Genomic DNA, 12173 nt, shown 5'->3' on the forward strand with positions numbered 1-12173 from the left:
CGACCTCACCCCTTTGGGGCAAAAATCGAACGGTTGTTGTCGTGATCTCGTCGTGGCACAACGTGACCATGGCGGGTTCTATTCCCGGCGCACCCCGCCAGGTGCGCGCCGGGGGCGGCGTCAGTCCTGCTCGGCCGGCTGCTGCTCCGTGTCGGGACGGATGTCGATGCGCCAGCCGGTGAGACGGGCGGCCAGGCGGGCGTTCTGCCCCTCCTTGCCGATCGCCAGGGACAGCTGGTAGTCCGGCACGGTCACCCGGGCGGAGCGGGACGCCAGGTCGACGACCTCCACCTTGGACACCCGGGCGGGTGACAGCGCGTTCGCCACCATCTCGGCCGGGTCGTCCGACCAGTCCACGATGTCGATTTTCTCACCGTGCAGCTCGGCCATCACGTTGCGGACGCGGCCGCCCATCGGGCCGATGCAGGCACCCTTGGGGTTCAGGCCCGAACGGGTGGACCGTACGGCGATCTTCGTGCGGTGACCGGCCTCACGCGCGATGGCGGCGATCTCCACCGAGCCGTCGGCGATCTCCGGGACCTCCAGGGCGAAGAGCTTCTTCACCAGATTGGGGTGCGTACGCGAAAGGGTGACGGACGGGCCGCGCACCCCCTTCGCGACACGGACGACGTAGGTCCGCAGCCGCAGGCCGTGCGTGTACTCCTCGCCCGGCACCTGCTCCTGCACCGGAAGGATCGCTTCCAGCTTGTCGTCCAGCTTGACGAGGACGTTCTTGGGGTCCTTGCCCTGCTGCACCACACCGGCGACGACGTCGCCCTCGCGGCGCGCGTACTCGCCGAACGTCACGTCGTTCTCGGCGTCCCGCAGCCGCTGCTGGATGACCTGGCGGGCGGTGCTCGCGGCGATCCTGCCGAAGTCCGACGGCGTGTCGTCGAACTCCTTGGGCTCCTGTCCCTCCTCCAGGTCGGCCGGGTCCTCCTTCGCCCACACCGTCACGTGCCCGGTCTGCCGGTCCAGCACGACACGGGCGTGGCGGCGGGCGCCCTCGGTGCGGTGGTACGCGATGAGGAGGGCCGACTCGATCGCCTCGACCAGCAGGTCGAAGGGAATCTCCTTCTCCTGTGCCAAGCCCCTCAGGAGCTTCACGTCGATGTCCACGGCTACGCCTCCTCTTCCTTCTTGTCCTTGCGGTTGAACTCGATCTCCACGCGCGCCTTCACGATGTCCGGGAACTCCGCGCGGCGGGTGGTGGGCTTGCGCCCCTTCACGCCCGGCACCTCGAGATCGAGGCCCTCGTCGTCCACGGAGAGGATGCGTGCCACCAGTTCGCCGGCTTCCCGCAGCTGCAGCCTGACCAGCCGGCCGGTGGCGCGTACGTAGTGGCGGTGCTCGGTCAGCGGGCGGTCGGCGCCCGGCGAGCTCACTTCGAGGACGTACTCCTCGTCGCCCATCGCGTCCGTCTCGTCCAGCGTGTCGGAGACGGTGCGGCTCAGCTCGGCGCAGGCGTCGAGTTCCACGCCCTCGTCCGAGTCGACGACGATCCTCAGCATCCGGCGGCGGCCGGCCCGGGACACCTCGATCTCCTCGAGATCCAGACCCTTGGCGCTGACGAGCGGTTCCAGCAGCCCGCGCAGCCGTTCGCTCTGGGTGGTGCTCATCCGGGTGACTCCTCGGCCGCGTGTGCTGTTGTGGGTTCGTCGCGTGTCAGACCAAAGGGTATCCGGTCGCGGGGGGTGTTGCCGTCCACCTCGCGCCGAGCCGCAGGTACGCTCGCCTGCGGTGATCTTCGGACCCGGCCGATGGGAGAGACGCGTGGGGCGCACGGGTACGACACGCAGGCGCGCGCTCCTCGCGACGGGTGCCCTGGCCACGGCCGGTCTGTGGGCCGCCGGCTGCTCGCCGGCCGGGCGGGGCGGGACGCGCTCCGCGGCCGAGCGCGCGGCGCGCGAGGAGGCGCGGCTGCGGCGGCGCTCCGTGGCGGTCAGCGCGGCGCTGCTGGCCCGGTACGACGCGGTCCTGGCCGCGCACCCCTCGCTGGGCGTCCGGCTGTTCCCGCTGCGCGCGGCGGTGGCGGCCCACACGGCCGCCCTGGGCGAGGACGGCGCGGGCACGGGCGGCACCGCCACACCGGGTCCCGACTCCGGTGCGGCCGCGCCCGGCGCGGTGACGCCCTCCCCCGGCGGCCCGGCCGCGGCGAGCTCTCCGGCCGCCGCGGCCGACCCCGTGCCGCCGGACCCGGGCACCGCCCTCGCCGGGCTGGCCGCGGCCGCCCGTACGGCATCCGACGCGCACACCGCCGCGCTGGCTTCCGCCCCGCCCGAGTACGCGCGGCTGCTCGCGTCCGTCGGGGCGGCGACCGCCGCGCAGGCGTACCTGCTGACCGCCGGCCGGGACGCGTAGCGCGCCCCGCGCGACGAGAGGGAGAGGAGCCGCTCATGAGCGCCCTGGACGCCGTCCAGGCGGCACTCGCCGCCGAGCACGCGGCCGTGTACGGGTACGGGGTCGTCGGCGCCCGCGTCGGCGAGGACCGGCGGGCCGAGGCGACCGCCGGGTACGCCGCGCACCGCGCCCGCCGGGACGCGCTGGCGCGGACCGTGCGCGACCTGGGCGCGAAGCCCGCGGCGTCGGCCGCCGGGTACGCGCTGCCGTTCGCGGTGCCCGACGCGGCCGCGGCGGTCCGGCTCGCCGCCGAGCTGGAGGACCGGATCGCGGGCGTCTACGCGGATCTCGTCCGGGCGTCCGAGGGGCCGTTGCGGCGGGAGGCGGCGGGCGCGCTGCGGGAAGCCGCGGTGCGGGCCGTGCGCTGGCGGGGCAGCGGCGTAGCCTTTCCTGGGCTCGCCGAGCGGCCGGGCCGCTGAGCCGGACCGGCGCGGAGGGCAGGAGCCGCGTGGCGACGGCGGCGCCCGCCCGCGGCGGCGGCGCGGCGGAACGCGACGACGAGAGGACTGTGAGCCCCGGCCGGTGGAAGGGAACAACGCACGCATGGCTTTCGAACCGCCGCAGCGACTGGTGCGGGCGCTCGGCGAGGTGTACGGGGACTCGGCCGCGCGGGACTGGCTGGACCGGCTGCCCGGCATCGTCGAGGACGCGCTGGCCCGGCGGGACCTCCGGGCGGAGCGGGTCGTCGTCCCCGGCGGGCGCAGCAGCGTCGTCGTACTCGTACGGGACCGCGAGGAGCGGGCCGCGGCGCTGAAGCTGGCCCCGCCGTCCGCCGCGCCGGAGCGCGAGCTGGCCGCACTGGCGCACTGGGACGGCTGGGGCGCGGTGCGGGTCCTGGACGCCTCCCCGGGCCCGGGGCTGCTGCTGGAGCGGCTGCACACCGAGGTGTCGCTGCGCTCGCTGCCCGAGGCCAAGGCGCTGCTGGAGGCGGCGGGCACGGTGCGGCGGTTGTGGGTCGATCCGCCCGGGGGCCACGGTTTCGCGTCGGTCGCCGAGCGCACGGCGGGCCAGGCGGAGGCCATGCGGGCGGCGAAGGACGCGGAGAGCGCCGGCCTGGTGGCGGCGGCGCTGGCGGCGCGCGAGGAGCTGGTGGGGAGCGCGCCGGAGGAGCTGCTGCTGCACGGTGCCTTCCGGCAGGGCAAGGTGCTGGCCGGGGACCGTACGCCGTGGCTGGCGGTGGGGCCCGACCCCGTGGTGGGCGAGCGGGCGTACGACCTGGCGCGGCTGGCGCGGGACCGGGTCGAGGACCTGGTCGCGACGGCCGCGGGGGCGTCGGTGGCGCGCCGCCGGGTGAACAGGCTGGCCGACTCGCTGGACGTGGACCGCGAGCGGCTGCGCGGCTGGACGCTGTTCCGGGCCGTGGAGTCGGGCACCCGGGCGCTGGCGGCGGGGCGGCGGCAGGACGGCGAGCTGCTGCTGGAGTACGCGGGCTGGCTGTAGGAGTCCGCGGGCCGGCCGCGGGCCGTCCGGGAGCGCGGCTCCGACCTCCGCGAACCACCCCTTTGGTGCAATATTGGGCATAACACACCCGTATGCACCACCCGGCTTCGACGGCAGGGGGTTGTCATGGTCGAGGAACTGCTGACGGCGGTCGCGGTGACGGCATCCGCGGGCGCGTTGTACCTGGCGGCCGCCGCCCGCGTCGTGAAGCAGTACGAGCGGGGCGTCGTGCTGCGGTTCGGCCGGCTCCGCACCGGCGTCCGGGCGCCCGGGTTCACCATGATCGTCCCGTTCGTGGACCGGCTGAACAAGGTCAACATGCAGATCGTGACCCTGCCGGTGCCCGCCCAGGAGGGCATCACCCGGGACAACGTGACGGTCCGCGTGGACGCCGTCGTGTACTTCAAGGTCGTGGACCCGGCCGCGGCGATCATCCGCGTCGAGGACTACCGCTTCGCGGTCTCGCAGATCGCCCAGACCTCGCTGCGGTCGATCATCGGCAAGAGCGACCTCGACGACCTGCTGTCGAACCGGGAGAAGCTCAACCAGGGCCTGGAGCTGATGATCGACAACCCGGCGGTGGAGTGGGGCGTGACGATCGACCGGGTCGAGATCAAGGACGTCTCGCTGCCGGAGACGATGAAGCGCTCGATGGCCCGGCAGGCGGAGGCCGACCGGGAGCGGCGGGCGCGCGTCATCAACGCCGACGCGGAGCTGCAGGCGTCGAAGAAGCTGGCGGAGGCCGCCGGAGTGATGTCGCAGACGCCCTCCGCGCTCCAGCTGCGGCTGCTGCAGACGATCGTGGCGGTGGCGGCCGAGAAGAACTCGACGCTGGTGCTGCCCTTCCCGGTGGAGCTGCTGCGCTTCCTGGAGCGGGCCGGGCAGAACCCGGCGCCGGAGGAGCGGCCGGCCCCGCCGCACGCGCCGGCGCTGCACGTCCAGGAGCCGCACGCGCACCTGGCCGAGGCGGACGGGGCGCACCGGGACGAGCCGCTGGAGGCGGACGCCCACGAGGCCCGGACGCGCGAACCGGCGCCGTCCTCCCACGTCAGGGACGTGCGGGAGGACGACACCGGTACGGCAGGCTGTATGTGAGCGACGACGCCGAGCGCCGCCCCGGCCTATTACGCGGACAGGCGGGCGATCGCCTCGTCGACCGTGAGCTCTTCGCGCTCGCCGGTGCGGCGGTCCTTGAGCTCCAGGACGCCTTCGCCGGAGCGGCGGCCCGCGACGAGGATCTTCGGCACGCCGATGAGCTCCGCGTCGGTGAACTTCACGCCCGGGGAGACGCCGGCCCGGTCGTCGACCAGGACCCGCAGGCCCGCCTCGCGGAGCTTCTCGGAGACGTCGAGCGCCAGCTCGGTCTGGAGGGCCTTGCCGGCCGCGACGACGTGGACGTCGGCCGGGGCGATCTCGCGGGGCCAGCACAGGCCCTGCTCGTCGGCGTGCTGCTCGGCGAGGGCGGCGACGGCACGGGAGACGCCGATGCCGTACGAGCCCATGGTGACGCGGACGGGCTTGCCGTTCTGGCCCAGGACGTCGAGCTGGAAGGCGTCGGCGTACTTGCGGCCGAGCTGGAAGATGTGGCCGATCTCGATGGCCCGGTCGATCTTGAGGTCGGAGCCGCAGTTCGGGCAGGGGTCGCCCTCTTCCACCACGACGACGTCCAGGTACTGGTCGACCTCGAAGTCGCGCCCGGCGACGACGTTCTTCGCGTGAGTGCCGGGCTTGTTGGCGCCGGTGATCCAGGCCGTGCCGGGCGAAACGCGCGGGTCGGCGATGTACCGGACCTTGTCCAGGCCCTGCGGGCCGACGTAACCGCGTACGAGGTCGTCGCGGCCCTCGAAGTCCTCGGCGGTGACCAGCTCGACGGTGGCCGGGGCCAGGTGGTCCTCCAGCTTGCCGAGGTCGACCTCGCGGTCGCCGGGCACGCCGACGGCGACGATCTCGCCGTCGACCTTGACCAGCAGGTTCTTCAGCGTGCGGGCGGCCGGGACGTCCAGGTGCGCGGCGAGCGTCTCGATGGTCGGCGTGTCGGGGGTGTCCAGCTCCTCGACCGGGCCGTGCGCGGTCGGGTCCTCCGGCTGCTGGTTGAACGTGACGGCCTCGGTGTTGGCGGCGTAGTCGCAGTTCGGGCAGTAGACGAAGGTGTCCTCACCGGCGGCGGCCGGGGCCAGGAACTCCTCGGAGGCCGAGCCGCCCATGGCGCCCGACACCGCGGAGACGATCTTGTGCCGCAGGCCGAGCCGGTCGAAGATCTTGATGTACGCCTCGCGGTGCAGGGCGTACGACTCGGCCAGGCCCTCGTCCGTGGTGTCGAAGGAGTACGAGTCCTTCATCTGGAACTCGCGGCCGCGCAGGATGCCGGAGCGGGGACGCGCCTCGTCGCGGTACTTCGTCTGGATCTGGTAGAGGATCACCGGCAGGTCCTTGTAGGACGTGCACTGGTCCTTGACCAGCTGGGTGAAGATCTCCTCGTGGGTGGGGCCGAGCAGGTAGTCGCCGCCCTTGCGGTCCTTGAGGCGGAACAGCTCCGCGCCGTACTCGTTCCAGCGGCCCGTCGCCTCGTACGGCTCCTTGGGCAGCAGCGCCGGCAGCAGGACCTCCTGCGCGCCGATCGCGTCCATCTCCTCGCGCACGACCCGCGCGACGTTCTCCAGGACCTTCATGCCGAGCGGCAGCCAGGACCAGATGCCCGCGGCGTTGCGGCGCACGTAACCGGCGCGGACGAGCAGCTTGTGGCTGAGCGTCTCGGCGTCCGCCGGGTCGTCGCGCAGTGTCTTGACCATCAACCGGGACATGCGCTGGACCTGGGCCATGGGGAACTCTCCTGCGGTGAAAAGTGTGATGGCTAGGAGGTTAGCCCTGGGCCCCCGCCCGGCGGAAATCAGTTCCCCGGCGGGGCGTCCCCGCGCCGCCGCAGCGGCAACTCCGCCCCCATCACCGCGTACGGCCTGGCCGCGCTCGGGAAGTGCACGCGGCGGGCCAGGTCCTGGTAGCCGAGGGAGCGGTAGAGCAGGCGGGCCGGGTTCTCGATGTCGATCGCGGAGAGGATGGAGCGCGGCCGGTCGGCGGTGTCCGTGATGGTGGTGATCAGCTCCCGGCCGATGCCCCGGCCCTGGAAGTCGGGGTGGACGTGGAGCTCGGTGATGACGAAGGAGTCGTCGAGCCAGCCGTCGTTGCCGTTCATGCGCAGGTACGGCTGGACGACCGTGGACCACCAGTGGGCGCGGTCGTTGGGCATGCCGTAGACGAAGCCGACGAGCCGGTCGGCGGGCGTCGTCGCGGCGTACGCGGTCGCGCCGGGACACAGCAGGTGGCGCAGCACGATGTGGCGTCGTACGGCGACTTCGTCCTCGCTCAGGCCGAAGGCGAGGGCCTGCACCGCGAGGGCCGCGTCCACGCGCTCGGCGAGGTTGACCGGTCCGACCACGACGTCTTCCATGGGCCGAACCCTAGCCTCAGAACAGCACGCTCATGAAGGCGCCGACCTCGCGGAATCCGACGCGGCGGTACGCCGCCCTGGCGGGGGCGTTGTAGTCGTTGACGTACAGCGAGACGACCGGGGAGACGTCGTCGAGGGCGTAGCGCAGGACGGCGGCCATGCCGGTCTCGGACAGGCCGCGGCCGCGGTGCTCGGGGGCGACCCACACGCCCTGGATCTGGCAGGCCTGCGGGGTCGCGGCGCCGATCTCGGCCTTGAAGACGACCTTGCCGTCCTCGATGCGGGCGAAGGCGCGGCCGGCGCCGACGAGTTCGGCGACGCGCGCCTGGTAGAGCAGTCCGCCGTCGCCGGCGAGCGGTGAGACGCCGACCTCCTCGGTGAACATCGCCACGCACGCCGGCATGATCACGTCCATCTCGTCCTTGCGGATCCGGCGGACCAGGGGGTCGGGCTCGATGTCGGGCGAGGGCCGGTCGGTGACCATGAGCGGCTGGTGGGCGCGGACGTCACGGGCGGGGCCCCAGCTGGGTTCGAGCAGCCGCCACAGCCGGGCCGTCGGTTCGGCGGGGCCGACGATCGAGGAGCAGCGGCGGCCGGCCCGGCGGGCGCGGTCGGCGAAGGCGCGGACGGCGTCGGGCGTGGCGCAGATGGGGACGAGGTTGGCGCCGGAGTAGCACAGCGAGGTCAGCCGCCCGTCCGCGTACCAGCCCCACATCTCGCCGCCGAGACGCCACGGGTCGAGACCGGCGGCCCGGACGCGGGCGGTCACGAACGCGTTGGAGACGGGGTCGCTCTCGAGGATGGCCAGCGCGGCTCCGAGGTCGCCGGGTTCGAGGACCCGGGTGGTGGTCTGCGTCAGCACGAGGGGGCCTCACCGTGGTCGAACAGGGTCCTGGCACTGTACCTGGCACGGCGGGGCGCGTGGCAGGGACGACGGCGGCCCGGACGGCGAGGAGCCCCGCCGCGCGGGCGGCGGGGCTCCTGTGCTGCGTAGACCGGGCGGGTCAGCCGGCGACGGAGACGGAGGGTTCGCCGGAGGCGATGCCGTCCTTCTCCATCTGCTCGGCGATCTTCATGGCCTCTTCGATGAGCGTCTCGACGATCTTCGACTCGGGGACGGTCTTGATGACCTCGCCCTTCACGAAGATCTGGCCCTTGCCGTTGCCGGAGGCGACACCCAGGTCCGCCTCGCGGGCCTCGCCGGGGCCGTTGACGACACAGCCCATGACGGCCACGCGCAGCGGCACCTCCATGCCCTCCAGACCCGCCGAGACCTCGTCGGCGAGCTTGTACACGTCCACCTGCGCGCGCCCGCACGAGGGGCAGGAGACGATCTCCAGGCGCCGCTGGCGCAGGTTCAGCGACTCCAGGATCTGGATGCCGACCTTGACCTCCTCGGCCGGCGGCGCCGACAGCGAGACCCGGATGGTGTCGCCGATGCCCTCGCTGAGCAGCGCGCCGAAGGCGACGGCCGACTTGATGGTGCCCTGGAACGCGGGGCCGGCCTCCGTGACGCCGAGGTGCAGCGGGTAGTCGCAGGCCGCGGCCAGCTGCCGGTACGCCGCGATCATCACGACCGGGTCGTTGTGCTTCACCGAGATCTTGATGTCCCGGAACCCGTGCTCCTCGAAGAGGGACGCCTCCCACAGCGCCGACTCCACCAGCGCCTCCGGCGTGGCCTTGCCGTACTTCTGCAGCAGCCGGCGGTCCAGCGAGCCCGCGTTCACCCCGATCCGGATCGGCACACCGGCGTCACCGGCCGCCTTCGCGATCTCCTTGACCTTGTCGTCGAACTGCTTGATGTTGCCCGGGTTCACGCGTACCGCCGCGCAGCCCGCGTCGATCGCCGCGAACACGTACTTCGGCTGGAAATGGATGTCCGCGATGACCGGGATCTGCGACTTCTTCGCGATCACGGCCAGCGCGTCGGCGTCGTCCTGCGTCGGACAGGCCACCCGCACGATCTGGCAGCCGGACGCCGTCAGCTCCGCGATCTGCTGCAGCGTCGCACCGATGTCCGACGTACGCGTCGTCGTCATCGACTGCACCGAGACCGGGGCGTCACCGCCGACCGGGACGTTTCCCACCATGATCTGCCGGGACACGCGGCGGTCGGCGAGCTTGGTGGGAACGGACGGGATACCGAGAGAAATCGCGGTCATCTGGTGTGCAACCCCAAGGTGTGGATCGAGGTCCCGAGATCGGCGGGCTCCGGCTTCGAGATTACAGGCCCGGTGCCGGGCGGCCGGACACCGCGGGGTGTCCGGCGGCCGGCGTTCACCTGTGCGCCGCGCACCGCTAGGAGATCTTCACCGGGTTCACGATGTCCGCGACGAGCACGAGCAGCGTGAAGCAGATGAAGATGCCGGCCACCACGTACGCCACCGGCATCAGCTTGGCCACGTCGAACGGTCCGGGGTCGGGGCGCCGGAAGACCTTCGCCACGTTGCGGCGTACGGACTCCCACAGCGCGCCCGCGATGTGCCCGCCGTCCAGCGGCAGCAGGGGCAGCATGTTGAACAGGAAGAGCGAGAGGTTGAAGGTCGCCAGCAGCATCAGGAACGACGCGACGATGTTCTGCGTCGGGATGTCCAGGTTCATCACCTCGCCGCTGATCCGGGCGGCCCCGACCACGCCCACCGGGGAGTCGGCCTTGCGCTCGCCGTCGCCGAACGCCGCGTCCCACAGGTCGGGGATCTTGGACGGCAGGGCGATGACGGAGTCGACGCCGTTCTCGATCATGTCGCCCATGCGGTCGAGCGACTGGCCGAAGGTGAGCGGCTGGATCTCGGTCCGGGAGGCGAAGCCCAGGTAACCGGCCTTGACGTACTTGTCCGGGATCACTTCCCCGTCGGCGTCCTTGGCGACCACCAGGTTCTCGATCAGATCGGGCCGCAGGGTCACCTCCTTGCCGTCGCGTACGACGGTGAGGGTCGCCGGGCCGATGGTCTCGCGGATGCGCTCGGAGAGGGTGGGCCAGTCCTGCACGGGCTCGCCGTCGAAGGCGACGATCCGGTCGCCCTCCCTCAGGCCGGCGGCGTAGCCGGGCGAGACGGGGTCGCCCTTGGCGCAGGTGTCCCGCTTCTCGCTCTGCTCGATGACGCACTTCTGGACCCCGGCGACCTCGGTCGTCTGGGTCTGCATGCCGAACGTCATGCAGACGCTCAGGAAGATCGCGACGGCGAGCACCAGGTTCATGAACGGGCCCGCGAACATCACGATGACGCGCTTCCAGGGCTTGCGTGTGTAGAACAGCCGGGTCTCGTCCCCGGGCTGGAGCTCCTCGTACGCCGCCGAGCGGGCGTCCTCGATCATGCCGCGGAACGGCGAGGTGGAGCGGGCCTCGATGCGGCCGTCGTCGCCGGGCGGGAACATCCCGATCATGCGGATGTAGCCGCCGGCGGGGATGGCCTTGATGCCGTACTCCGTCTCGCCCTTCTTCCGCGACCAGATGGTGGGGCCGAAGCCGACCATGTACTGCGGTACGCGGATGCCGAAGAGCTTGGCCGTGGAGAGGTGGCCGAGCTCGTGCCAGGCGATGGAGAAGAGCAGTCCGAAGGCGAAGAGCGCGATGCCGAGGACCGTCAACAGAATCGTCATGCGCGAGCCTCCGCGGTCGTCTGCGCTGTCGTGCCGGCGGCCTGCGCCGCCAGTTCGCGGGCCCGGGCGCGCGCCCAGGTCTCCGCCTCCAGGACGTCCGGGACCGTCAGCGAGGTTCCCGAGTCCGGTGTGCCGTGCTCGGCCACCACGGCCGTCACCGTGTCCATGATGCCGGTGAAGGGGAGCCGTCCGGCCAGGAACGCCCCGACGCACTCCTCGTTGGCGGCGTTGAAGACCGCCGGGGCGGTGCCGCCCAGCTCGCCGACGTGCCGGGCGAGGCCGACGGACGGGAAGGCCTCGGTGTCGAGGGGGAAGAACTCCCAGGTGGACGCCTTCGACCAGTCGAAGGCGGGTGCCGCGTCGGGAACGCGCTCGGGCCAGCCGAGCCCGATGGCGATCGGGCCGCGCATGTCGGGCGGGGTGGCCTGGGCGAGGGTGGACCCGTCGGTGAACTCGACCATCGAGTGGACGTACGACTGCGGGTGCACCACCACCTCGATCCGCTCGAAGGGGATGTCGTAGAGGAGGTGCGCCTCGATGACCTCCAGGCCCTTGTTGACGAGCGTGGCGCTGTTCACCGTGATCACCGGGCCCATGGCCCAGGTGGGGTGGGCCAGGGCGTCCTCGCGGGTGACGTGCGCCAGCTGCGCCTTCGTACGGCCGCGGAAGGGACCGCCGGAGGCGGTGACCACCAGCTTGCGGACGTCGGCGCGGGTGCCGGCGGCCAGCGCCTGGAACAGCGCGGCGTGCTCGGAGTCGACCGGGATGATCTGGCCCGGCCGGGCGAGGGCCTTCACCAGCGGGCCGCCGACGATCAGCGACTCCTTGTTGGCGAGGGCGAGGGTGCGGCCCGCTTCGAGCGCGGCGAGGGTGGGTGCGAGACCGATGGAGCCGGTGATGCCGTTGAGCACGGTGTGGCAGTCGGAGGCGGCGACCTGGGTGGCGGCGTCCGGCCCGGCGAGGATCTCCGGCAGCGGCTCGGTGCCGTACTGCTCCTTCAGCGCCTCGCGCAGCGCCGGCACCGCGTCCTCACGCGCCACGGCGACGGTCCGGACCCGCAGCCGGCGCGCCTGCTCGGCGAGGAGCGCGGCCCGGCCGCCGGCGGCGGACAGGGCCGTGACACGGAACCGGTCGGGGTTGCGCAGGACCAGGTCGATGGCCTGGGTGCCGATGGACCCGGTGGAGCCGAGGACGACGATGTCCCGGCGGCCTTCGGACGGATCGAAGGCGATGCGCGGGTCGGCGAGGGGGGCTGGACTGTCGCTCATGCCCCCCATTCTTGCCGCAA

General features: G+C 72.5%; 12 protein-coding genes. 4 read left to right on the forward strand and 8 right to left on the reverse strand.

Translation table 11 applies throughout. From position 1 onward, the window contains the following. Window positions 1-120: 120 nt before the first annotated feature. Together nusA and rimP are read right to left on the reverse strand one after the other, a co-directional pair. On the reverse strand, window positions 121-1119 hold the full coding sequence (gene nusA / locus ACIA79_RS07260) for a transcription termination factor NusA (protein WP_031074801.1): 999 nt from the start codon (window positions 1117-1119) through the stop codon (window positions 121-123). Window positions 1120-1121: 2 nt separating this feature from the next. Next, the gene (gene rimP, locus ACIA79_RS07265) at window positions 1122-1619 is read right to left on the reverse strand and encodes a ribosome maturation factor RimP (protein WP_399427174.1); all 498 of its coding nucleotides are present in this window, start codon (window positions 1617-1619) and stop codon (window positions 1122-1124) included. A gap of 154 nt (window positions 1620-1773) precedes the next feature. On the opposite strand from rimP, the gene ACIA79_RS07270 reads away from it, so the two are divergent. From ACIA79_RS07270 to ACIA79_RS07285, 4 genes are all read left to right on the forward strand, one after another. Further along, window positions 1774-2361: a hypothetical protein gene (locus ACIA79_RS07270; protein ID WP_399427175.1), complete on the forward strand. Its 588-nt coding sequence runs from the start codon at window positions 1774-1776 to the stop codon at window positions 2359-2361. 35 nt (window positions 2362-2396) lie between these two features. Beyond that, window positions 2397-2819, forward strand: coding sequence for a ferritin-like domain-containing protein (locus ACIA79_RS07275; RefSeq protein WP_399427176.1), 423 nt, complete (start codon window positions 2397-2399; stop codon window positions 2817-2819). A 124-nt stretch (window positions 2820-2943) separates the two neighbouring features. Next, a complete protein-coding gene (locus ACIA79_RS07280; protein WP_399427177.1) occupies window positions 2944-3840 on the forward strand; it encodes an aminoglycoside phosphotransferase family protein in 897 nt (298 codons plus the stop codon). A gap of 126 nt (window positions 3841-3966) precedes the next feature. Beyond that, complete coding sequence (locus tag ACIA79_RS07285; RefSeq protein ID WP_399427178.1) at window positions 3967-4935, forward strand: slipin family protein; 969 nt, start codon at window positions 3967-3969, stop codon at window positions 4933-4935. Between the two features lie 29 nt (window positions 4936-4964). Here the strand turns inward: ACIA79_RS07285 and ACIA79_RS07290 are convergent, their stop codons facing one another. From ACIA79_RS07290 to dxr, 6 genes are all read right to left on the reverse strand, one after another. Continuing rightward, window positions 4965-6659 carry a proline--tRNA ligase gene (locus ACIA79_RS07290; RefSeq protein ID WP_399427179.1) on the reverse strand — a complete coding sequence of 565 codons (1695 nt, stop codon included), beginning with the start codon at window positions 6657-6659 and terminating at the stop codon, window positions 4965-4967. Window positions 6660-6727: 68 nt separating this feature from the next. Continuing rightward, on the reverse strand, window positions 6728-7285 hold the full coding sequence (locus ACIA79_RS07295) for a GNAT family N-acetyltransferase (protein ID WP_399427180.1): 558 nt from the start codon (window positions 7283-7285) through the stop codon (window positions 6728-6730). Between the two features lie 16 nt (window positions 7286-7301). Beyond that, entirely contained in the window at window positions 7302-8147 is an 846-nt protein-coding gene (locus ACIA79_RS07300; RefSeq protein ID WP_399427181.1) for a GNAT family N-acetyltransferase, read from the reverse strand. 142 nt (window positions 8148-8289) lie between these two features. Next, window positions 8290-9447 carry a flavodoxin-dependent (E)-4-hydroxy-3-methylbut-2-enyl-diphosphate synthase gene (gene ispG, locus ACIA79_RS07305; protein ID WP_399427182.1) on the reverse strand — a complete coding sequence of 386 codons (1158 nt, stop codon included), beginning with the start codon at window positions 9445-9447 and terminating at the stop codon, window positions 8290-8292. A gap of 136 nt (window positions 9448-9583) precedes the next feature. After that, window positions 9584-10885, reverse strand: coding sequence for a M50 family metallopeptidase (locus ACIA79_RS07310; protein ID WP_399427183.1), 1302 nt, complete (start codon window positions 10883-10885; stop codon window positions 9584-9586). Further along, window positions 10882-12153 (reverse strand): 1-deoxy-D-xylulose-5-phosphate reductoisomerase, encoded by a 1272-nt coding sequence (gene dxr / locus ACIA79_RS07315; RefSeq protein ID WP_399427184.1) that lies wholly within the window; start codon window positions 12151-12153, stop codon window positions 10882-10884. The genes ACIA79_RS07310 and dxr overlap by 4 nt, the downstream gene beginning before the upstream one ends. Window positions 12154-12173 lie beyond the last annotated feature (20 nt).

Source organism: Streptomyces sp. NPDC051310 (assembly GCF_044455245.1).
Classification (GTDB): Bacteria; Actinomycetota; Actinomycetes; order Streptomycetales; family Streptomycetaceae; genus Streptomyces.

Excerpts from the sequence above, each read along its gene's own strand:
- rimP (WP_399427174.1), bottom strand. The coding sequence starts at position 1,619 with ATGAGCACCACCCAGAGCGAACGGCTGCGCGGGCTGCTGGAACCGCTC.
- ACIA79_RS07275 (WP_399427176.1), top strand. The coding sequence starts at position 2,397 with ATGAGCGCCCTGGACGCCGTCCAGGCGGCACTCGCCGCCGAGCACGCG.
- ACIA79_RS07280 (WP_399427177.1), top strand. The coding sequence starts at position 2,944 with ATGGCTTTCGAACCGCCGCAGCGACTGGTGCGGGCGCTCGGCGAGGTG.
- ACIA79_RS07285 (WP_399427178.1), top strand. The coding sequence starts at position 3,967 with ATGGTCGAGGAACTGCTGACGGCGGTCGCGGTGACGGCATCCGCGGGC.
- ACIA79_RS07290 (WP_399427179.1), bottom strand. The coding sequence starts at position 6,659 with ATGGCCCAGGTCCAGCGCATGTCCCGGTTGATGGTCAAGACACTGCGC.
- ACIA79_RS07295 (WP_399427180.1), bottom strand. The coding sequence starts at position 7,285 with ATGGAAGACGTCGTGGTCGGACCGGTCAACCTCGCCGAGCGCGTGGAC.
- ispG (WP_399427182.1), bottom strand. The coding sequence starts at position 9,447 with ATGACCGCGATTTCTCTCGGTATCCCGTCCGTTCCCACCAAGCTCGCC.
- ACIA79_RS07310 (WP_399427183.1), bottom strand. The coding sequence starts at position 10,885 with ATGACGATTCTGTTGACGGTCCTCGGCATCGCGCTCTTCGCCTTCGGA.
- dxr (WP_399427184.1), bottom strand. The coding sequence starts at position 12,153 with ATGAGCGACAGTCCAGCCCCCCTCGCCGACCCGCGCATCGCCTTCGAT.